Origin of the sequence: Tsukamurella pulmonis, assembly GCF_900103175.1 — a bacterium.
Lineage (GTDB): Bacteria > Actinomycetota > Actinomycetes > Mycobacteriales > Mycobacteriaceae > Tsukamurella > Tsukamurella pulmonis.
The window spans coordinates 908,363-928,160 of the sequence record NZ_FNLF01000002.1 but is presented as its reverse complement, the minus strand read 5'-3'; the positions used below and the strand labels follow the sequence as shown (position 1 = coordinate 928,160).

General features: G+C 72.1%; 21 protein-coding genes. 12 read left to right on the top strand and 9 right to left on the bottom strand.

What is annotated here, in order from left to right:
- Nucleotides 1–7: 7 nt before the first annotated feature.
- A complete protein-coding gene (locus tag BLQ62_RS04710) occupies nt 8–1,714 on the bottom strand; it encodes an aldehyde dehydrogenase family protein (RefSeq protein ID WP_068566996.1) in 1,707 nt (568 codons plus the stop codon).
- Between the two features lie 164 nt (nt 1,715–1,878).
- Between BLQ62_RS04710 and BLQ62_RS04705 the strand changes: the two genes are divergently transcribed.
- From BLQ62_RS04705 to otsB, 5 genes are all read left to right on the top strand, one after another.
- Nucleotides 1,879–3,057 carry a PucR family transcriptional regulator gene (locus tag BLQ62_RS04705; protein WP_139184159.1) on the top strand — a complete coding sequence of 393 codons (1,179 nt, stop codon included), beginning with the start codon at nt 1,879–1,881 and terminating at the stop codon, nt 3,055–3,057.
- Nucleotides 3,058–3,330: 273 nt separating this feature from the next.
- A complete protein-coding gene (locus BLQ62_RS04700) occupies nt 3,331–4,713 on the top strand; it encodes a threonine/serine exporter family protein (protein ID WP_238219366.1) in 1,383 nt (460 codons plus the stop codon).
- 55 nt (nt 4,714–4,768) lie between these two features.
- A complete protein-coding gene (locus BLQ62_RS23705; RefSeq protein WP_170842894.1) occupies nt 4,769–4,930 on the top strand; it encodes a hypothetical protein in 162 nt (53 codons plus the stop codon).
- Between the two features lie 6 nt (nt 4,931–4,936).
- Nucleotides 4,937–6,382: an alpha,alpha-trehalose-phosphate synthase (UDP-forming) gene (locus tag BLQ62_RS04695; protein WP_068567000.1), complete on the top strand. Its 1,446-nt coding sequence runs from the start codon at nt 4,937–4,939 to the stop codon at nt 6,380–6,382.
- Complete coding sequence (otsB, locus tag BLQ62_RS04690; RefSeq protein WP_068567002.1) at nt 6,379–7,131, top strand: trehalose-phosphatase; 753 nt, start codon at nt 6,379–6,381, stop codon at nt 7,129–7,131. The genes BLQ62_RS04695 and otsB overlap by 4 nt, the downstream gene beginning before the upstream one ends.
- 241 nt (nt 7,132–7,372) lie before the next feature.
- Here otsB and BLQ62_RS04685 read toward each other — a convergent pair whose 3' ends face one another.
- From BLQ62_RS04685 to BLQ62_RS04675, 3 genes are read right to left on the bottom strand one after another with little or no spacing between them, the layout of a single operon-like run.
- A complete protein-coding gene (locus BLQ62_RS04685; RefSeq protein WP_115391395.1) occupies nt 7,373–8,218 on the bottom strand; it encodes a transglutaminase-like domain-containing protein in 846 nt (281 codons plus the stop codon).
- The gene (locus BLQ62_RS04680) at nt 8,185–9,360 is read right to left on the bottom strand and encodes a L,D-transpeptidase (protein WP_082756700.1); all 1,176 of its coding nucleotides are present in this window, start codon (nt 9,358–9,360) and stop codon (nt 8,185–8,187) included. Before BLQ62_RS04680 ends, BLQ62_RS04685 begins: the two co-directional genes overlap by 34 nt.
- A 19-nt stretch (nt 9,361–9,379) precedes the next feature.
- Nucleotides 9,380–10,441: a UDP-N-acetylmuramate dehydrogenase gene (locus tag BLQ62_RS04675; RefSeq protein WP_114653267.1), complete on the bottom strand. Its 1,062-nt coding sequence runs from the start codon at nt 10,439–10,441 to the stop codon at nt 9,380–9,382.
- A 24-nt stretch (nt 10,442–10,465) separates the two neighbouring features.
- On the opposite strand from BLQ62_RS04675, the gene BLQ62_RS04670 reads away from it, so the two are divergent.
- The 6 genes from BLQ62_RS04670 to BLQ62_RS04645 all read left to right on the top strand — a co-directional run bounded on the left by BLQ62_RS04670 (nt 10,466) and on the right by BLQ62_RS04645 (nt 15,614).
- Nucleotides 10,466–10,993, top strand: a complete 528-nt coding sequence (locus BLQ62_RS04670; protein ID WP_068533433.1) for a DUF2505 domain-containing protein — start codon at nt 10,466–10,468, stop codon at nt 10,991–10,993.
- Between the two features lie 18 nt (nt 10,994–11,011).
- A complete protein-coding gene (locus tag BLQ62_RS04665) occupies nt 11,012–11,521 on the top strand; it encodes a DUF2505 domain-containing protein (protein ID WP_068533436.1) in 510 nt (169 codons plus the stop codon).
- Nucleotides 11,518–12,315 carry a methylase gene (locus BLQ62_RS04660; RefSeq protein WP_068567007.1) on the top strand — a complete coding sequence of 266 codons (798 nt, stop codon included), beginning with the start codon at nt 11,518–11,520 and terminating at the stop codon, nt 12,313–12,315. The genes BLQ62_RS04665 and BLQ62_RS04660 overlap by 4 nt, the downstream gene beginning before the upstream one ends.
- Nucleotides 12,316–12,439: 124 nt before the next feature.
- Nucleotides 12,440–13,246, top strand: coding sequence for a carbon-nitrogen hydrolase family protein (locus tag BLQ62_RS04655; RefSeq protein ID WP_068567405.1), 807 nt, complete (start codon nt 12,440–12,442; stop codon nt 13,244–13,246).
- A gap of 17 nt (nt 13,247–13,263) precedes the next feature.
- Nucleotides 13,264–14,313 (top strand): LmeA family phospholipid-binding protein, encoded by a 1,050-nt coding sequence (locus BLQ62_RS04650; protein ID WP_068567009.1) that lies wholly within the window; start codon nt 13,264–13,266, stop codon nt 14,311–14,313.
- Nucleotides 14,314–14,345: 32 nt separating this feature from the next.
- A complete protein-coding gene (locus tag BLQ62_RS04645; RefSeq protein ID WP_082756701.1) occupies nt 14,346–15,614 on the top strand; it encodes a cytochrome P450 in 1,269 nt (422 codons plus the stop codon).
- 32 nt (nt 15,615–15,646) lie between these two features.
- Here BLQ62_RS04645 and deoC read toward each other — a convergent pair whose 3' ends face one another.
- Nucleotides 15,647–16,351 (bottom strand): deoxyribose-phosphate aldolase, encoded by a 705-nt coding sequence (gene deoC / locus BLQ62_RS04640; RefSeq protein WP_068567407.1) that lies wholly within the window; start codon nt 16,349–16,351, stop codon nt 15,647–15,649.
- A 7-nt stretch (nt 16,352–16,358) separates the two neighbouring features.
- Here deoC and purU point away from each other — a divergent pair, with 7 nt between their 5' ends.
- Nucleotides 16,359–17,234 carry a formyltetrahydrofolate deformylase gene (gene purU, locus BLQ62_RS04635; protein WP_114653046.1) on the top strand — a complete coding sequence of 292 codons (876 nt, stop codon included), beginning with the start codon at nt 16,359–16,361 and terminating at the stop codon, nt 17,232–17,234.
- A gap of 6 nt (nt 17,235–17,240) precedes the next feature.
- On the opposite strand, the gene BLQ62_RS04630 is transcribed toward purU, so the two are convergent.
- From BLQ62_RS04630 to BLQ62_RS04615, 4 genes are all read right to left on the bottom strand, one after another.
- Nucleotides 17,241–18,287, bottom strand: a complete 1,047-nt coding sequence (locus BLQ62_RS04630; RefSeq protein WP_068533444.1) for an alpha/beta fold hydrolase — start codon at nt 18,285–18,287, stop codon at nt 17,241–17,243.
- 25 nt (nt 18,288–18,312) lie between these two features.
- The gene (locus tag BLQ62_RS04625) at nt 18,313–18,612 is read right to left on the bottom strand and encodes a DUF2516 family protein (RefSeq protein ID WP_068533447.1); all 300 of its coding nucleotides are present in this window, start codon (nt 18,610–18,612) and stop codon (nt 18,313–18,315) included.
- Nucleotides 18,613–18,685: 73 nt separating this feature from the next.
- The gene (locus tag BLQ62_RS04620) at nt 18,686–19,336 is read right to left on the bottom strand and encodes a hypothetical protein (protein ID WP_068533449.1); all 651 of its coding nucleotides are present in this window, start codon (nt 19,334–19,336) and stop codon (nt 18,686–18,688) included.
- On the bottom strand, nt 19,333–19,722 hold the full coding sequence (locus BLQ62_RS04615) for a helix-turn-helix domain-containing protein (RefSeq protein ID WP_068533451.1): 390 nt from the start codon (nt 19,720–19,722) through the stop codon (nt 19,333–19,335). The genes BLQ62_RS04620 and BLQ62_RS04615 overlap by 4 nt, the downstream gene beginning before the upstream one ends.
- Between the last annotated feature and the right edge of the window lie 76 nt (nt 19,723–19,798).

Genomic DNA, 19,798 nt, shown 5'->3' with positions numbered 1-19,798 from the left:
ATCCGCCTCAGCCGCGCAGGGCGGAGGCGAAGATGCCGGGCAGCTTGCGCCACGAGGGCTTCGCGGCGAAGGCGGTCAGGCGCTCGGCGGTCGTCGCGCCGGTGCGGTTGGTGACGAACCACGGCGGCTTCGGCGACATCGACAGCTCGCCGCCCAGCACCGACCGCGGGGTCGGGCGGAACGGCCCGCGCACGACGGTCCGCTCGACGTCGTCGAGGAGCAGCGCGTTGTGCACCACGCCGATGCCGCTCTGCACGTCGTCGATGGTGTGGCCCGGGAACGCGCCCCACGACGCGCGGGCGGTCAGGTAACCCACGCCGGTCCAGGCGTTCACGGCGATGGTGCCGTAGCGCAGGTCGGCGATCGCCTGCTCGAACGCCGGGCCGAGCGCCTTGATGGTCGCGGGGTCGGCGACGATGTTCACGCCGAGCGTGCCCTCGAAGTCCTCGTTGGCGGCGCGGACGGCCGCGGCGAGGAAGCTCGTGGCGTCGCCGGGCAGCTCGAGCACGCCGTAGACCGGCGCGAAGTACTCGGTGTGCAGCGCCTCCTCGGTCGCATCCGCCTGCAGGCCGAACAGGAGGGTACGGGCACCGTCGGGCCCCACCGCCTGCGCCCGCTCGCCGTACCCGGCCCGGGCGGCGGCGACGCGATCGGCCGAGCCCGGGTAGTAGTCGCGGCGCGACGGTGCGCGGTCGAACGCGGCGCGCAGCTCGCGCAGGAACTCGTCCTTCTGCGGCCAGTCCGCGCTGACGACGGCCACCTGCGAGGCGACGCAGTTGTAGCCGTTGTTGTGCAGGCGCTGCGTGGCGAGGTGCTCGGCCTGGAACCGCAGGTCGGCGGCCGACCACTCGCCCGGCACCACGATCGTCGGCGAGACGCCGCCCAGTTCGCTGGTGATCGCCTTGTCCAGCAGCGGGCGGTTCTCCGCCTTGCGCTGCGCCCCTTCGGCTCCCGTGCCGAAGACGATGGCGTCGTGGGTGCGGGCACTACCGGTCATGTGCACGGTGGTGACGCCGGGGTGGCCCACCAGCGCGCCGCCGACGTCGGCGCCGCCGGTCACGATGCGGACGACCCCGCGCTCGATGAGTGGCGCGAACGCGGCGCGGTAGACGCCCAGCAGTGGGTCGGTCACCGGGTTGAGCTTGAGCAGCACGACGCGGTTGTCGGCGTAGAGCTGGTAGAGGGTGTCCAGTGGCGGGATGGAGAAGATGTTGCCCGCGCCGAGGACGCCGGCGATGCCGTGCGTGACGGTCGGGTCGAGCTCGCCGAGGCCCGCGCGCTCGCGGACCGCCTCGACGTCCACGCCCGGCACCGTCCACACCTGCGCGCTGAAACCACTGAGCAGGAGCCGGTCGAAGGCGGTGTGCGGCAGCACCTCCACGGCCGAGCGCCCGCCCGGCGCCGCGGTGACGGCGAACCCGTCGACCGGGCTGCGGCCCTCCTCGAGCGCCTGCAGCGAGGCGGCGAGCGCCTCGCACGCGGTGATCACCGAGTACGGCCCGCTGAGCCACTCCTCGCCGACCAGCGGCGAGTCGGCGGGCAGGCCCTTGACGCCGGCGGCGACGTCGACCCACTCCCGCGCGATCGCGGCGGTGGCCTCGCCGACCGCCTCGAGCAGGGCGCGCCGCTCGGCGAGTGGGGTGGCCGCCCAGGTGCGCTCGCCCTGCTGGAGCTCGGCGACGGCGGTGTCGAGGACTGATTCGGTGGTGGTCATGCGCTCTCCATCTCCGGCCGACCCGGGTGATCCGGATCACTGACTACCGTCGATTCTGCTCGCCTCCCGCCTGCGCGAGCATCGTGCGTGAGTTCCGCATCGCACGCGGCACGGTTGTGCCCGAGCACAACGACGCCGCGGTGCGCGCGGACTACCATCGAGGCGTGTCGACGATCACAGCGCCCGCCGGAGCCACCCCCGCGGAATTCGCCCGACTGCTGGTGAACGACGTGGACGGGCTCACCGAGGAGCTGGTGGGCCTGATTCTCACCGGCGAGCACGCCTACGCCGAGACCACGCTGCTCTCGGGCGCGGAGCTCCGCGAGGCTGTGCGCGCCAACCTCGACTCGGTGCTGCGGCAGCTCGGCGGCGAACCGGAGGACGGGCTGCACGCCGCCCGCGCCACGGGCCGGCTCAAGGCCGAGTACGGCTTCCCCCTCGCCGCACTGCTGCACGCCTACCGCCTCGCCGGGCGGCTCGTGTGGGACCGGATGCGCGCCGCCTGCGCTGCGAACCCCGAACTGCTGCCGGACATCGGGGCCGACATCTGGCGCATCATCGACGATTACTCGACCGCCGCCGCCGAGGAGTACGGGCGCGCGGTCGCCGAGCGCACCGGCCGGCACAGCGAGCTGCTCCGCGTGGAGCTGCGCGCCCTCCTCGACGGCGTGCTCGAGCCCGGCCGCCTGCACACCGCGGCGCAGACCCTGCAGCTTCCGGCGACGGGCCTGTTCCTCGTGGTGTGCGCCGAGACCGGCGCGAGCGAGCCGCTCGCGGGGATCGAGGCACGGTTGCGGGAGAAGGACGTGACCTCGCACTGGATCGCCGACGTGCACTCCCGGGTGGGCCTGCTGAGCCTGAGCAGCGGGCGCTCGCTCCCCCTGGTGATCGAGCTGCTGCGCCGGGAGGCCCGCGGGCGCGTGGGCGTCAGCGCGGCCTTCGACGCTCCGCTCGGCGCGCGCGCCGCGCTGCGGCAGGCCGAGCTCGCACTGCGCAGCCTCGCCCCGGACGAGGCGACCGCCGGGACCTACGGCCAGTCCGCGCTACCGCTGATGCTGGCCCACTCCCCCGACGCGGCCCGCGAGCTGCGCGCCACGGTGCTCGGCCCGGTCCTCGCGCTGCCCGCGACGGACCGCGACGCACTCATCACGACGGTCCGCGCCTGGTTCGACTGCGGCGGATCGCTGGCGGCCACCGCGGAGCGCCTGCACTACCACCGCAACACGATCAATCACCGGTTGCGCCGCGTCGAGCGGCTCACCGGTCGCGACCGCTCGGACCCGCGGGCGGTGGCGGAGCTCTACAGCGCCGTGCTCGCGGACCGGCTGTTCGGCGACGCGTAGTCCGCGCACCCGATCCCCCGCGATCCGCGCCCCGAAGACGCCGCCACGGAAGGCGTCGCCACGGAAGGCGCCGTCGTGGTGGCCGGCGCCGCGCCGGGCCGACGCGGGCGGCAGGGGGCGGATCACCGCGCGGCTCACGGGCCGCGCGTCAGGGCGGTCTGGCACAGTAACGAAAGCACGTCCGTGTCACGACGACCCGAGGTGAACCGAGAAGGAGGCGTCCCCCCGATGAAGCCCGCGTTCCGCGATCGCCTCGCGCAAGCAGTCCAAGCCGTGACCGGCCGGAACGCCGCCACCGTCGACACCGCCGGGATGCCGGTCCTGACGCCGCTGCAGCCCGTCGACCTGCGTGACAACGAAACCGTCGGCGAGGTCCTCGAAGTCGCGATGAAGGTCGGCGAGGTACTGCTGGACTCGGGCACCGGCGCCGTCGACACCGAGGCGCAGGTGCGCTACGTCGCCGCGACGTACGGCATCGACGACGTCACCGTGACCGTGACCTACAACGCCATCACCGTGAGCGTGCAGCGCGGGCGCGGCCTGCCACCGTCGACGTACATCCGCACGGTGAACCACCGCTCGCTCGACTACACCCGGCTCTCCCAGGTCGACACCCTGGTGCGGCGCATCGGCCGCGGCCGGATCCGGCCCGACCAGGCGCTGACCGCCCTCGAATCGCTCGTCACCGCGGGCCACCCGTACCCGCGCGCCGTCGCGACGTTCGGCTGGGCGCTGATGGCCGGCGCCCTGACCCTGCTGCTCGGCGGCAAGTTCATCCTGGCGGGGGTCGCCTTCGTCAGCACCGCGATGATCTACGCGGTCAATGTGCGGCTGAGCCAATGGGGCCTGCCGTACTTCTTCCAGCAGGTGGTGGGCGGTTTCCTCGCGACCCTGCCGGCCGCGCTGATCTACCGGCTCTCCATCGAGTTCGGCTGGGACATCCAGCCCTACCGGGTGATCGTCGCGGGCATCATCGTGCTCATGTCCGGGCTCTCGCTCGTCGGCTCGGTCCAGGACGCGATCACGGGCGCCCCCGTCACCGGCGCGGCGCGGTTCTTCGAAGTCCTGGTGTTCACGGGTGGCGTCGTCGCCGGCGTCGGCATGGCGCTGCGCGTGACCAGCCAGCTCGGCGCGACCCTGCCACCCCTGCAACAGCAGCCCTTCGACTACGCGCCGCTACCGATCCTCGTGGTCACCGGCGGCGTGGCCGCTGCGGCCTTCGCACTGGCCGGCTACGCGCAGATCCGCGCCCTCACCGCGTCCTTCCTCGCGGGCTGCTTCGGCGCGCTCGTCGCCGGGGCGACGCTGAACCTGGGCCTGGGCCCCATCGTCTCGTCGGTGGTGGCGTCGACCGTCGTCGGCCTCGCCGGTGGCCTCCTCGCCCGACGGGCCGTGGTTCCCCCGCTCATCGTGGCCGTCGCGGGCATCACCCCGCTGGTCCCCGGCCTCGCCGTGTACCGCGGCCTGTCCGAGCTGATGGAGGGGCAGACCACCTCCGCACTGACCAACCTGGCGACGGCGCTCACCGTCGGCTGTGCACTCGCCGCGGGCGTCACCCTGGGCGAATGGGTGGCCCGCACCATCCGTCGCCCGCACCTGCCGCCGAACCTGAAACCCCATATCACCGGCATCACCCTCCGCCGGGTCCGCGAGTGAAACGTTTCGCAGGTAAACTGTCCTTGCTCGACATTCCCGAAACGAAGGTGCGTCCATGCCCCCGAAGACCACGCCGGAGATCAGCGAAGACGATCTCGAGCCCGTAGCGGACGAGACCGCGCGCCAGGTCCAGCGGGTCGTCGCGGCGTACGCCGAGGACGCGGACGAGTGCCGGATGCTGCTGTCGATGCTCGGCATCGGCCCTAAGGAGGCGTAGCACTCCATGGCCGCTGCGGCGTTCGGAACATCGGATTTCATCGTCGTGGCGAACCGGCTTCCGGTCGACGTCGAGAGGGCGCCCGACGGAACGCTGAACTGGAAGGAATCGCCCGGCGGCCTGGTGACCGCGCTCAAGCCGATCCTCAGCGCCCGCAACGGCGCCTGGGTCGGCTGGCCCGGCGCCCCCGACATCGGCGGCGAGCCCATCCCCGGTGAGGACATGCTCCTCATGCCGGTCAAGCTCAGCGCCCAGGAGGTCGAGGAGCACTACGAGGGCTTCTCCAACGGCAGCCTGTGGCCGCTCTACCACGACGTCATCGTCAAGCCGGAGTACCACCGCGAATGGTGGAACACCTACGTCGAGGTCAACCGGCGCTTCGCGGAGGAGACGGCCAAGGTCGCCGCCGAGGGCGCCACCGTCTGGGTGCAGGACTACCAGCTGCAGCTGGTCCCGAAGATGCTGCGCATGCTGCGGCCCGACCTGAAGATCGGCTTCTTCCTGCACATCCCGTTCCCGCCCGTCGAGCTGTTCATGCAGATGCCGTGGCGGCGCGAGATCATCGAGGGCATCCTCGGCGCCGACCTGGTGGGCTTCCACCTGCCCGGCGGCGCGCAGAACTTCCTCTACCTCGCCAGCAAGCTGGCCGGGTACTCCACCAGCAAGAACTCGGTCGGCGTGCGCTCGAAGTTTGGGGTGGTCACCGTCGGCTTCCGCTCCGTACGGGTGGGCGCCTTCCCCATCTCGATCGAATCGGCCGAGCTCTCCGCCACCGCGAAGCTGCCCGAGACGCGGCAGCGGGCACGCGGACTGCGCAAGGAGCTGGGCAACCCCGAGAAGATCCTGCTCGGCGTCGACCGGCTGGACTACACCAAGGGCATCGACGTGCGGCTGCGCGCGATCGGCGAGCTCTACCAGGAGGGCCGCCTCGATCCGGAGCGGCACGTCTTCGTGCAGCTGGCGACCCCGTCGCGCGAACGGGTCGAGTCCTACAAGGTGATGCGCGACGACATCGAGCGCCAGGTCGGCCGGATCAACGGCGACTTCGGCCGCGTCGGGCGGCCCGCCATCCACTACATCCACCGTCCCGTGCCGCGGCGCGAGCTGCTCGCCTTCTTCGCCGCCGCCGACGCCATGCTCGTCACGCCGCTGCGCGACGGCATGAACCTGGTGGCCAAGGAGTACATCGCCTGCCGCAACGACTCGACGGGCGCACTCGTGCTCAGCGAGTTCACCGGCGCCGCAGCCGAACTGCGCCAGGCGTACCTGTGCAACCCGCACGACCTCGAGGGCGTCAAGAACGCCATCGACGAGGCGGTGCACCAGGAGCCCGAGGAGGGCAAGCGCCGGATGCGCACCATGCGCCGCCAGGTGCTGCAGTACGACGTCGACCGCTGGGCCCGCTCCTTCCTGCAGACGCTGGCCGGCACCGTCGACGAGACCCCGGCATGACCCTGCGCGCCGCGCTGGAGCGGTTCGCCGCGCTGGACACGGTGCTGGTGGCCACGGATTACGACGGGGTGGTCGCGCCGATCGTCGCCGACCCGGCCGCCGCGTTCCCGCTGCCCGGCACGGTGCCGGCGCTGACTTCGCTCGCGGCGCTGCCGGGGGTGACGGTGGCGCTCGTCTCCGGCCGCGACCGCGCGACGCTGGGCCGGCTCTCGGGGGCGGCCGCGCCGCTGGTCACGGTCGGCAGCCACGGCGCCGAGTGGGAGGAGGGCCTCGAGGGCGTCCTCTCCCCCGCCCTGATCGACCTGCGCGCGAGCGTGCTCGCCGATCTCACCGCGATCGCCGAGCGGTTCCCCGGCGCGGCCGTCGAGCCGAAGCCGCTCGGCGCCGCCCTGCACGTGCGTAACGTGGTGGATCCGTCAGCGGGCCCGCTCGCCCTGGAGCAGGCACGACGGGGCCCCGCCGCCCTGCCCGGCGTGCACGCCACGGACGGCAAGGCCGTGCTCGAACTGACGGTGCTCGACGCGTCCAAGGGCCGCGCGCTGACGGTGCTGCGGGAGCGGACCGGCGCCGACGGCGTGCTCTACCTCGGCGATGACGTGACCGATGAGAAGGCCTTCGCCGTCCTCACCGGCCCCGAGGACGTCTCCGTCAAGGTCGGCGACGGTGCCACCGCCGCGCGCTTCCGCGTCGACGCCCCCGCCGATGCGCGGGCGGTGTTCGAGGAGTTGCTGGCCCTGCGTCGCGCCTGATTTTTTCAGCACCGCGCCGCGCACTCGGGAGCTGCTGCGAGTGCGGGTGCGGGCGAGCCCCAGGGCGTTGTGTCGCTACGAACAGCCATGCGCAGCACGCATGACCTGAATCGTCGCAGCTCAGAGGCATTTCTCGGCGTCGGAGCCATGCGCCACGCGCATGGCTCTTGTGAGCAACACAAGGCCATGCGGCGGCGGCCCCGCCCCCCGGGCGCCCCCGGCGCCCGCGGCCGCGCACCGCTCAGGCGATGGGAATGAGCGCGCGGGGGTCGTCGGTGGGCAGCGGTGCTGCCGAGTCGGCGGTCACCGTCAGGCGCTCGAACCGGATGGAACCGCCGTGGTTGTCGAGGAAGGCGATGTCGGCGGCGTCGCGGCCGGTGGCGATGCGCACCATGGCGCCGCGCGGGGCGAGCCCCGTCGCGTCGAGCACCCACCAGCGCCCGTCGACCATCACCTCGGTGACGGCGTGGAAGTCCATCGGATCGCAGCCCGGCGCGAAGACGGCGCTCATCCGCGCGGGCAGCTTCAGCGCCCGCAGCAGGGCGATCGTCAGGTGCGCGTAGTCGCGGCACACGCCGGCGGAGGCGAGCAGGGTGTCGGAGGCACCGTCGACCGAACGGCTCGCGCCGGGCAGGTAGTCGAGGCGCCCCGCGACGAACTCGCGCACCGCCACAGCGCGTTGTGCATCCCCGGTCACGCCCGCGAACTGCTTCGCGGCGAAGCCGTAGAACCGGTCCACCTCGCAGTAGCGCGAGGGCCGCAGGTACAGCGAGCGCAGGTACTCGTCGGCGGACTCCGGCGCGGCGAACCCCGCGACCTGCGCGTGGTAGTCCAGCAGCACCTTGCCGGGCCCGGCGTCGACGCGGTGGATCCGGCCGCCGTGCGGCCCGACGATCTCGTGGACCGGCAGCGGCGCACCGTCGAGCGTGACGGACAGCGACTCCTGCACCTGCAGGCCCGGCACCCGCGCGACGGTGGCCTGGTACTCCAGCACGGTGGGCGCGATCACCGTGCACGCCACCTGCGCGGACATCCTCCGCGCACCGGGAACGGTCAATTCTTCGCCAGCGCCGACATCGATTGCCACGTCGGCCAGTCTAAGGTCCAGTCGTAGATGTCCCCGTCGGCCTCCGACAGCTCGATCGACGTGCCCGTGACCTCCACCGGATCCCCGAACAGCGCGCTCTCGAAGTAGCGCTGCGCGTCCGCGAGCGAGAGGTTGATGCAACCGTTGGTCACGTTCGAGGCGCCCTGGTTCCCGACGGTCTGCGGGTTGGCGTGGATGAACTCGCCGTTGTTGGAGATCCGCACCGCGTACCGCTCGTGCACGTTGAAGTACCCGGCGGCGGGGTTGGACATGTAGAAGTCCTCGTGCTTCTCGCTGACCACGTGGATGCCGGAGCGGGTGATGTTGCGGGGCAGGTCCGCCTCGCCGTACGAGCACGGCAGGTCCAGGAACACCTGGTCGCCGCGCATCACCCGGATCCGGTGCGACGGTGCCGAGGCCTTGACGATCTGCGACCGTCCGACGACGAACGAGCTGGTCACATCGCTGGCGCCGTACTTGCCGTCGCCGTGGTCGAGACCGTAGAGCTTGCCGTTCATGGACACCTTGGTGCCGGGCGCGTAGTACTCGCGCGGCCGCCAGTGCGCGCGGGAGCCGTTGTCCTCGGGCAGCCAGGCCCACGCACCCTCGGTGTGCGGGACGGTGGTCACCTCGAGCGCCTTCTCGACCGCCGCTTTGTCCTCGACGGTGCCGGCGAACTTGAGGATCAGCGGCGCCGCGATCCCGACCTCGGCGTCGTCGGCGATGTTGATCTGCACGGACATCGTGGCGTCGGGCGAGACCACGGAGACCTCGCCGTCGAGGCTCGAGAAGGTGCCGCCCTCGCCGTCGGCCGTGCCGGACCAGCGGTACGTCGCGCCGAAGCCGAGCGGCTCGGCGGTCGAATAGGTCACACCGTCGGGCGAGGCGGTCAGTTCGACCTTTTTGCCCGACTGCGTGTTGGTCAGCGCGACGCCGGGCCGGAAGGTGCCGCCCTGCACCCGCACGGAGACGTTCTCGCGCGGGCCGATCGGCTTCCCGTCGGCGGGCGAGTACGTGAAGGTGGGGGCATCGGCCCTGGTAGCGATGATCCCGCCGTCACGGGTGCAGGCGGTCGCGGCGACGGCCACCGTCGCCGCGGCACCGCCCAGGAAGACGCGCCGGCCTACCGGCGCACGAAACATGTCGAACACTGAATCAATTCTACGGGCGCAGCGGGGGCAGCTCCGCACCCACGAGCACCGGCTCGGGCCGCAGCTCGACGCCGAACCGGTCGAAGACCCCGTCGCGCACGTCGCCCGCGAGCGCGAGCAGTTCCGCGGTCGTGCCCGTGCCCCGGTTGGTCAGCGCGAGTGTGTGCTTCGTCGACAGGGAGACGCCCGCACGGCCACCGTCGTAGCCCTTGTGGAACCCGGCCCGCTCGATCAGCCAGCCCGCGGAGAGCTTGACGCCGTCGGGCGCGGGGTACTGCGGGGTGCTCTCCCCCGTCGCCGCCTCGATGCGCTGCACCGTCGCCGCCGCGGCGTCCGCCGGCACCACCGGGTTGGTGAAGAAGGAGCCCACGCTCCACGTGTCGTGGTCGGCGGGGTCGAGCACCATGCCCTTGCCGCGGCGCAGCGCGAGCACCTCGGCGCGGGCCTGGTCGGGGTCGACGGTGTCGCCCGGCTCGGCTCCCAGGGCCCGGGCGAGCTCGCCGTACCGGATGGGGGCGGAGGCACCGTCGGACAGGGCGAACCGGACGCGCAGGACGACGTCGGCAGGGCCGGAGGTCGCGTCGTGCTGCTTGAGGCGCGAGGTGCGGTAGGCCAGCCCCAGCGTCTCCGGCGCGACCCACGCGGTCTCGCCGGTGGCGCGGTGGTGGAGCTCGACCGCGTCGAGCCACGCGGCGACCTCGACGCCGTACGCCCCGACGTTCTGCACCGGCGTCGCGCCCGCGGATCCCGGGATGCCGGAGAGGCACTCGAGACCACCGAGCCCGGCGTCGACGGACGCGGCCACGACGTCGTCCCAGACGGCGCCCGCGTCGGCGGTGAGCACCGTCCCGTCGATCGTGATCGCGTCGTGCGCCAGGTGCACGACGGTCCCGTCGAAGCCCGCATCGGCGATCACCAGGTTCGATCCGCCGCCGACCAGCAGCACCGGCTCGCCCGCGGCGTCGCACCGGCCGACCGTCTCCGCGACCGCAGCGGCGCTCTCGCACCGCACGTAGGAACGCGCCGGACCGCCCAGGCGCAGCGTGGTCAACTCCGATAGCAGTTCAGGCACCCCGCAACGGTAACGTGTCAGCCCATGACCACCCGTCTCGAGCGCTCGCTCGACTACGCCACCAGTCCGGCCGCGCTGCACGCCGCGTTCACCGACGATGCGTACTGGCCCGCCCGTGTGGCCGAGGTCGGCGGCGAGGGCGCGCGCGTCGCGGAGGTGAGCATCACCGGCGAGGGCGCCGGGCGTTCGGTGCGCGTGCTCGTCGTGCACGTGATCGGCGAGGATCAGCTGCCGCCGGTGGTGACCGCGATCCGCCCCGGCGGCCTGGAGATCCACCGCGTCGAGGAATGGGGCCCGTTCGACGGGACCCGGTGCGAGGGCAGCTTCTCCGCCGACATCCAGGGCGTGCCGGCGCAGCTGTCCGGCACGGCCGTCCTGGAAGCCGGCCCCGGCTCGGACGGCTCGGCAGCGCGGATCACCGCCGCCGGCGAGGCCAGCGTGTCGATCCCCTTCGTCGCGAAGAAGGTCGAGTCGCTGGTGGTGGAGAACCTGCAGGAGCTGATGGAGAGCGAACGCGAGTTCACCCTGCAGTGGATCGCTGAGCACGCCTGACCGGTAAGCTCTGCCCCCATGGCACGACGTCTCAGCTACTCGGCGCGCTTCCCGTTCCCCGCCGAGACCTTCTACGCCGCGTACTCGAACAAGGAGTACTGGACGGAGAAGATGACCGACTTCCGCAACCTGACGCCGCTGTCGGAGCTCGCCGAGTTCGACGTGGACGACGAGGGCATCACGGTCGTCCAGAAGCAGAACCTTCCGCACGAGTACCTGCCGCCGATCGCGCAGAGCGTCGTGAAGAAGGACATGATCATCACGCGCGAGGAGTTCTACGGCGCGTGGGACGGCGAGAGCTCCATCGGCGACTACAAGGCGTCGATCCCCGCGGGCCCCGGCTCGCTCAAGGGTGAGGCCTCGCTGTTCAACACCGAGACCGGCTGCACGATGCGGTACACCACGGTGGTCAAGGTCTTCGTGCCCTTCGTCGGCACCAAGCTCGAGCAGCTCATCCTGATCAACCTCGTGGATCTCTTCCGCGCCGAGGCCGAGTACCTCAAGTACTGGGTCGACAAGAACGCCTGATCCGCGTGCCCGCCCCCGAGGGCCGCATCGTGCAGCCCGAGGGGCGCATCACCCGCGGCACGACGGGGCTCAACCGGCTGCGCCGCAGCGACCGGTGGTCCGCGCAGTCGCCCGCGGTCATCGCCGCGCTCGCCGGCCCGTCGCCGCTGGCCGTCGACGTGGGCTACGGCGCGCGCCCGAACACGACCCTCGAGTGGGCCTCCTGGCTGCGCCGGGTCGCCCCGTCGGTGCGGGTGACCGGCCTGGAGATCGATCCCGACCGGGTGGTCCCCGACCGTGACGGCGTGCACTTCGCCCGCGGCGGCTTCGAACTGGCGGGCCTGCGCCCGAACCTGGTGCGCGCCTTCAACGTGCTGCGCCAGTACGACGAGGACGAGGTGCGCGGCGCCTGGGAGACGGTCACCTCGCGGCTCGCCCCGGGCGGGGTGTTCATCGAGGGCACCTGCGACGAGCTGGGCCGGCGGTGCTGCTGGATCACGCTGGACCGGGGCGGGCCGCGGACCCTCACGCTGGCCTGGCACCCCGGGTACAGCGACCACCCGTCGGACCTGGCCGAGCGGCTGCCGAAGGCGCTGATCCACCACAACGTGCCCGGTGAGCGCATCCACACGCTGCTCGCACTGGCCGACGAGTGCTTCGATCACGCGGCCGGGTACGCGCCGTACGGCAACCGGGTGCGCTGGCGGGCGGCGGCGATCGCGCTGGCCGCCCGCACCGACGGCGCCGCCCGCGCACCCCGCCGACCGGTGCGCGACAACCTGCTCACCGTCGACTGGTCGTTCGTCGCGCCGTAGTCGCTCACGATGTCGAGTTCTGCGGGGGGGTGGACGTGTCCTGGCGCATCTCCATCGCCGCAGAACTCGACATCGTGAGCCGACTCGTCGGAGACGAGTCAGTAGTGTGGTGCGCATGACATCGCTGACGGTCGCGCTCGCGCAGATCGAGGCCACCACCGACCCGGCGGCCAACGCCGCGCTGGTCGAGGACGGGCTGCGCCGCGCCGCGGAGGCGGGGGCGGCGCTCGCCGTGTTCCCGGAGGCCACGATGTGCCGGTTCGGCGTGCCGCTCGGTCCCGTCGCCGAGCCGCTCGACGGCCCGTGGGCCGAGCGCATCGCGGACGCCGCCCGGGCGAGCGGCGTGCACGTCGTCGCGGGCATGTTCACGCCCGCCGCGGACGGCCGCGTGCGCAACACCCTGCTGCACGCCGCCCCCGACGGCACCCGCACCGGCTACGACAAGATCCACCTCTACGACGCCTTCGGCTTCACCGAATCACGGACCGTCGAGCCGGGTCAGCGTGCGGTGCTGATCACGGTGGACGAGGTCGCCGTGGGCCTGAGCACCTGCTACGACCTGCGTTTTCCCGCCCTGTACCAGCGGCTGGCCGACGCGGGGGCGCGCGTGATCCTCGCGCCCGCGTCGTGGGGCGACGGTCCCGGCAAGCTCGACGCCTTCACCACGCTCGCCCGCGCGCGGGCCCTCGACTCCACCACCTACGTCGTCGCCGTCGACCAGGCGCGACCGTCCGATCCGGACCCCGGTACCGCTCCGCGCGGCGTGGGCGGCTCGCTCGCCGTCGGGCCCGACGGTGCCGTGCTCGCCTCCGCCGGCAACGCGCCGGAACTAGTCGTCGTCGACCTGCCGCTCGCGCGCGTCGACGAGGTGCGGGCCGGACTGCCCGTGCTCGCCAACCGCAGGGACTTCACCGTCGCCACCCAGGGATGAGGAACAATCTAACGCCGATGGACACGAACCCGAACGCCCCGCAGAACCCCGGCCCGCAGAACGGCCCACAGGATCCGAACCTGACGCGGCCGCTGGGCCCCGCCGACCGGCAGCAGCCGCAGCAGCCCGCGCAGCCGCAGCAGCCGGCGCCCGGCCCGCAGGACGGCCTGACCCGGCCGATCGAGTCCGCGCAGCGCCCCGGCGCGCACGAGCGGCCCGAGGCACCCGTGGGTGGCCCGCAGCAGGGCCTGCCCGGTCAGCCGCCGGTCCCGCCGACGCAGATCCCGCCCACCGGCCCCGGAGGCGGCGGCCCGGGCGGCCCCGAGGGGCCCGGCGGCCCGGCCAAGAAGCGCTCGACGGGCAAGCTGATCGCGCTCGGCGCGGCGGCCGCCGTGGCGCTGCTGGTGATCGTGCTCGTCGGCTCCGAGCTCTACATCCGCAACCACGTGCAGAGCTGCCTGGCCGACAACGTCAAGAGCGGCACCAAGGCCAACGACGTGAAGGTCTCCTTCGACAAGACCCCGATGGTGATCCAGAACGCGAGCGGCAAGCTCTCGACGATCGACATCCAGGTCGACGGCCTGCAGGGCACTCCCGGCCTCGACGCGCACATCCTGCTCAAGGGCGTCGAGACCGGCGGCGAGAACAAGGTCGACGACGCGACGATCGTCGGCACCCTCTCCGCCGAGGGCATCAAGAACAAGGTCGCGCAGGTCCAGGTGCTCTCGGACACGAAGGTCACCCTGAACTCGGCGGCCAACCAGATCGAGGTCAGCGGCACCGCCGTCATCTTCCCGGTGACGATCAACCTCAAGCCGACCATCAAGGACAACAAGGTGGTGCTCACCGCGAGCAAGGCCTCGGTCTTCGGCATCGGCGTGCCCGACGATCTCGCGCAGCAGCTGATCACCGCCGTCGCGGACATCCCCACCCCGAAGGGCCTGACCGCGAGCGACCTGAAGATGACCGACGAGGGCGTCTCGCTGCGCTACTCGGGCCAGAACGTCCTGCCGGCGGACATCGAGAGCGGCGGCGACGTGGGCGCCACGAACTGCTCGATCGTGTGAACCCGCTGAGCGCCGCCGCGGCGGACCTGCGCATGCGGGTCCGTTGGGGGATCCTGCACGGGCTCCCCCGGCGTGCGCTCCCGCGGCGGGCCGAGCGCGGCGACCGGATGGCGCAGATGCTGCTCGGCTACGGCGAGCCCGGCTCGCAGTACGCGGTCTTCGACGCGTTGCGCGAGGAGGGCCCGCTGGTGCGCAGCGAGGTCGGCGCCACCACCGCCGATCACGCGGTGTGCCGGGAGATCCTGCGCGATCAGCGCTTCGGCACCGTCCAGCCGGCCGACTTCGGCTTCCCGCGGCCGCTGCTGCGCGTGCTCGAGCGGACCGACCCGGCGCTGCCGAACCCCGTCGAGCCACCGTCGATGCTGGTGAGTGAGCCCCCGGCGCACACGGCCTACCGGCACCCCATCGCGCGGACCTTCACACCCCGTTCGATCGAGCAACTCACCGACCGGGCCCGGACGGTGACCGCCTCGCTCCTCGACGCGATGGCCGACGAGCCCTCGCCCGATCTGGTGCGCGACTTCGCCGCGAAGCTGCCCGTCACCATGATCGGGCGGCTCCTCGGCCTGCCCGAGGAGGACGACGAGTACATGCTCGAGTGGGGCGAGGCCGCCGCGCCGCTGCTGGACCCGGGGCTGTCGTGGCCGGTGTACCGGCGCTCGCAGGTCGCGCTGACCGGCCTGCACGACTACCTCACCGCCCACTTCGCGCGGGTGCGCGCCGATCCGGACGCGGACCATCCGTTCGCGCTACTGGCCTCGAGCGGCGAGCTCACGGACCGGGAGCTGACCACCAACGCGGCGCTGCTCATCGGCGCGGGCTTCGAGACCACCGTGAACCTGATCGGCAACGGCATCGTCGAACTACTGGCGCACCCGGAGCAACTCGAGCGGCTGCGCGCCGATCCCGCGCTGTGGCCGAACGCGATCGAGGAGATCCTGCGCTTCTCCAGCCCCGTCCAGCGCACCGCCCGCGTCGCGCGGGAGGACGTCGAGATCGCCGGCCTGCCGCTGCAGGCCGGCACCATGGTCTCGCTGCAGCTCGCCGGGGCGAACCGGGACCCGAAGGTCTTCGACCGGCCGCACGAGTTCGACGTCACGCGCGCCGAAGCGAAGAAGAACGTGAGCTTCGGCTACGGCATCCACGCCTGCATCGGCGCCGCGCTGGCGCGGATGGAGGCCGTCGTGGCCCTCCCCGCCCTGTTCGAGCGGTATCCCGGACTCACCCTGGTCGACGGTGCGCGGCACCGCGGGCTCTCGACGCTCTACGGCTACGCGGCGCTGCCGGCGCGCCTGACCTGACCAGGCGCACGTCGGGAAGACCGGGTCCGGGGCTACTCCGGGAAGCCGGCGAGCACGGCGCGCGAGCCGGAGAGGCCCAGGCGGTTCGCCCCGGCGTCGATCATCTCCTGCGCGGCCTCGGCCGAGCGGATGCCGCCCGAGGCCTTGACGCCCACGTCGGGCCCGACGGCCGCGCGCATGATCGCCACCGCCTCGGCGGACGCGCCGCCCGACGGGTGGAAGCCGGTGGAGGTCTTGACGAAGGTGGCGCCGCCCTTGACGGAGCGCTTGCACACCTCGGTGAGCAGGTCGGCGTCGCCGAACTCGAGCAGCGCGGCGGACTCGACGATCACCTTGAGCACCGGGTCGGCGCCGATGGCCTCGCGGACGGTGAGCACGTCGGAGAAGACGCGGTCCAGGTCACCGGCGAGGGCGAGCCCCACATCGATCACCATGTCGACCTCGTGCGCGCCCTCCTCGATCGCCATCCGCGCCTCGGCGGCCTTGATCAGGGTGTGGTGCTTGCCGGAGGGGAAGCCCGCCACGACGCACGTCTTCGGGGCGCGGGGATCGCCGGCCTGCGCGTCGATCGCGGCGCGCAGCGGCAGCATCGACGGGGACAGGCAGACGGCGTAGACGCCCAGGTCCAGCCCCTCGGCGTAGGCCGCCGCGGCGGCGGCCTCGGTGGCCTCGGGCTTGAGCAACGTGTGATCGACGAGGGCGGCGACTTCGGAGCGAGTGAGCACGTTTGAGACGATACCGGGCGTGACCCGCGATACGCGCTATGTCCTCACGCTCGGCTGCCCGGACACCACCGGCATCGTCGCGCGCATCTCGACCTTCCTCGCCGACGTGGGCGGATGGATCGTCGAGGCCGGCTACCACTCGGACCAGGACTCCGGCTGGTTCTTCACGCGGCAGGCGGTCCGCGCCGACAGCGTCGCCCTGCCCCTCGACGAGCTGCGGGCGCGGTTCGCGGCCGAGGTGGCCGCCGAACTCGGCCCCGAGACCGAGTGGCGGCTGACCTCCAGCGCGGAGCCCAAGGACATCGTCGTGCTGGTCAGCAAGGAGGGGCACTGCCTGCACGATCTCGTCGGCCGGGTGGCGACGGGCGAGCTGAACGCGCGCATCGCGGCGGTGATCGGCAACCACGAGGACCTGCGCGATTTCGTGGAGCGCCTCGACATCCCGTTCCACCACGTGCCGTTCCCCGGCCCCGGCGAGGACAAGTCGGCGGCCTTCGCCGAAGTCGCGCGGCTGACCGATCAGCACGCCCCCGACGCCGTGGTGCTGGCGCGGTTCATGCAGGTGCTGCCGCCGGAGCTGTGCGAAGCCTGGGCCGGGCGGGCGATCAACATCCACCACAGCTTCCTGCCGAGCTTCATCGGCGCGCGCCCGTACCACCAGGCCTTCGCGCGCGGCGTGAAGCTGATCGGGGCGACGTGCCACTACGTGACGGCGGACCTCGACGCGGGCCCGATCATCGAGCAGGACGTCGCGCGGGTGGACCATGCCGACGCCGCCGAGGACATGGTGCTGCGCGGCCGCGACATCGAGAAGGTGGTGCTGGCCCGCGGCCTGCGCTGGCACCTCGAGAACCGGGTGCTGGTGCACGGCCGCAAGACCGTCGTCTTCTCCTGACCCGGGCTACGCCCCGGAGGCGACGGGGCGGCCGTCGAGGATGGAGTCGAGGAGCGCGTTGAGCTTCTCCGGCTGCTCCAGCGGGAGCATGTGGCCGGCGTCGCGGATCACCGCGAACCGGTCCAACTGCCCCGCGACGCGGAGCTCGCCGGCGATGATATCGGCGTCCGCGGGCGGGGTGAGGTGGTCGAACTGGCCGACCACGACCGAGGTGGGGACCGTGATCTTGCGCAGGCCGGCGGTGACGTCGACGCCCGCGAGCACGTGGCCCCACTCGGCGCGCACGTCGGACGGGCACGAAGCGACCATCTCCTCCGTGTACCGGACGGCGCCGTAGGAGGCGTACCCGCACAGCGCGGTGTAGCGGATCACGGCGGTGTGCAGACGGTTGTGGCGCATCTTCACGTCGGCGCCGAGGATCCCGTCGCCGAGCTTCTGCGTGAACCGGGGGGCGATCCGCGGCAGGGCCGCGAGCGGGGTGGCACCGGCGAATCCGGCGATGCCGTCGCGGGCGAAGGTGGAGACGAGCACGGCGTGGTGCACGCGCTCGGCGACCTCGTCGGTGTACTTGTCGGCCCAGGCCATGATCGTGATGGCACCCATGCTGTGCCCGACCAGCAGCGCCTTCTTCCCCGCCGGCACGTGCGCGGCGAGCACGGCGTGCAGATCGTCGGCGAGCACGGCGGACGAGTAGGCGAACGCGCCGGGCTCGGACGCGCCGTGGCCGCGCTGGTCGTAGGCGAGCACGCGGTAGCCGCGGCCGACGAGGTGCTCGACCTGCCGCGGGAAGTTCGACAGGTTGCAGGACCAGCCGTGCACGAGCACGGCGATCGGCCCGTCCGCGGGCCCCCACGCCCGGGTGCGCAGGCGGGTGCCGTCACCGGAGACGACGGTGCCGTCCTCGTGCGGGCCGTCGTAGTCCTCGATCAGCTTGGCGTTCGCCGGCTCGGCCGGGGACGAGAGCGCGTAGGCCGCCACGCTCGCGGCGACGGCGGCCGCGCCGGCGCCGAGGGCTCCCGCGGCACCGACGACGAGCTTCCTGGAGATCTTCATGCCACCAACCTTAACTAACGTCAGTTCAATAGCCCGGGCGCCGGACCTCATCGAGCTTCGGCTTCACGTCGAGCAGGTACACCAGGATGCCGATGGCCCCGAGAACGGTGCCCATGTAGTTCAGCCCGGCCAGCACGAGGAGCAGGCACAGGAGCAGGACCAGCGTCCAGCCCTTCTTCTGCCACTTCCCCGCCGCCGTGAAGGCGTCCGCGGGGGCGCGCAGCGCGTGGATGAGGGAGAACACCGCCGCCGCGAGCAGCGCGAGCGTGATCACGAGGTAGGCGAGCGCGCTCGCCGTGTTCAATCCGGTGAGGAAGACGTCCATGACACCAGCCTAAAGGTCGGGCGCCCGGCGGCAATGCCGCCGGGCGCCCGGGGTGGAGCAGTGGTGACGCGGATTACGCGTCGGCCTTCTTGGCGGCCGGCTTCGGGGCGGCCTTCTTCACGGCGGCGGTGGCCTTCTCGGCGGTCTCCTTGACGGCGGCCTCGGCCTTGTCCGCGGCGACCTCGGCCTTGTCGGCGGCGGCCTCGACCTCGTCGCCCGCGCGGCCGACCAGCTTGGCGGCGCGCTCGCCGACCTGCTTGGTGGCGGTGGCGACCTGGCCCAGCGAGGACTCGGTCAGCTCGACGGCCGAGTTGTAGGCCTTGGTGGCCTGCTCGGTGGCGTCCTCGATCACGGAACCGGCCTTGAGGCGCTCGAAGGCGCTCTCGCCGCGCTCGGCGAGCGACTCGTAGATGTCGGTGGCGACCTGGATGTAGGCGGCGGCGACCTTGCGCAGCTCGTCGGCGGTGAACTTGGCGCGCAGCTCGTCGACGTCCTTGGGCAGGCCGTCCTTCGCGTCGGTCAGCTTGGCCTGCGCGGAACCGGCGGCCTCCTCGACCTTGGCCTGCGCCTCGTCGACCTTGGTCTGGAAGTCCTTCGACGCGTCGAAAGCGGCGGCGCGCAGCTTCTCGACGACCTCGGAGACGGCCTCGTAGGCGTAGTCACCGGCGCCGAGCGCGGCGAACAGGGGGGTCTTCAGGTCATCGAGGGTGTTCTGCTCGGTCATGGCACGTTCTCCTTCAGTGGGGTCTCGTTCTCGCGGCAGAAGCTCTCGTAGATGTCGAGGAGAGCCTGTTTCTGCCGCTCGTTGATGGCCGTGTCCGCGATCAGCGCGTCGCGCACCGGGGATTCCGGGCGCTCCTCGAGGATCCCGGCCTGGACGTAGAGCACCTCCGCCGAGAGCCGCAGCGCTTTGGCGATCTGCCCGAGCACGTCGGCCGACGGTCGTCGGAGCCCCCGCTCGATCTGGCTCAGGTACGGGTTGGACACCCCCGCCCGTTCCGCCAGTTGCCGGATGGACACCTCCGCCGCGAGACGCTGCGCCCGGATGAACGCTCCGATGTCAGAACCCGAATTCACTGAATCCTCTTCGGTCTGTTCATCGCTCGTCATATCCGGTCTCCCGTCTGCGCGGCTGACACCACGCTAACAGCTAGTGCTAGCTCTTGCAAGCAGTTGGCTAGCAGTG

Coding starts and splice junctions, on each gene's coding strand:
- BLQ62_RS04665 (WP_068533436.1), top strand. CDS start 11,012: ATGGCACGACGTCTCAGCTACTCGGCGCGCTTCCCGTTCCCCGCCGAG.
- BLQ62_RS04680 (WP_082756700.1), bottom strand. CDS start 9,360: ATGTTTCGTGCGCCGGTAGGCCGGCGCGTCTTCCTGGGCGGTGCCGCG.
- BLQ62_RS04615 (WP_068533451.1), bottom strand. CDS start 19,722: ATGACGAGCGATGAACAGACCGAAGAGGATTCAGTGAATTCGGGTTCT.
- BLQ62_RS04645 (WP_082756701.1), top strand. CDS start 14,346: ATGCGGGTCCGTTGGGGGATCCTGCACGGGCTCCCCCGGCGTGCGCTC.
- BLQ62_RS04670 (WP_068533433.1), top strand. CDS start 10,466: ATGACCACCCGTCTCGAGCGCTCGCTCGACTACGCCACCAGTCCGGCC.
- BLQ62_RS04625 (WP_068533447.1), bottom strand. CDS start 18,612: ATGGACGTCTTCCTCACCGGATTGAACACGGCGAGCGCGCTCGCCTAC.
- BLQ62_RS04650 (WP_068567009.1), top strand. CDS start 13,264: ATGGACACGAACCCGAACGCCCCGCAGAACCCCGGCCCGCAGAACGGC.
- BLQ62_RS23705 (WP_170842894.1), top strand. CDS start 4,769: ATGCCCCCGAAGACCACGCCGGAGATCAGCGAAGACGATCTCGAGCCC.
- otsB (WP_068567002.1), top strand. CDS start 6,379: ATGACCCTGCGCGCCGCGCTGGAGCGGTTCGCCGCGCTGGACACGGTG.
- BLQ62_RS04695 (WP_068567000.1), top strand. CDS start 4,937: ATGGCCGCTGCGGCGTTCGGAACATCGGATTTCATCGTCGTGGCGAAC.
- BLQ62_RS04710 (WP_068566996.1), bottom strand. CDS start 1,714: ATGACCACCACCGAATCAGTCCTCGACACCGCCGTCGCCGAGCTCCAG.
- BLQ62_RS04630 (WP_068533444.1), bottom strand. CDS start 18,287: ATGAAGATCTCCAGGAAGCTCGTCGTCGGTGCCGCGGGAGCCCTCGGC.
- BLQ62_RS04620 (WP_068533449.1), bottom strand. CDS start 19,336: ATGACCGAGCAGAACACCCTCGATGACCTGAAGACCCCCCTGTTCGCC.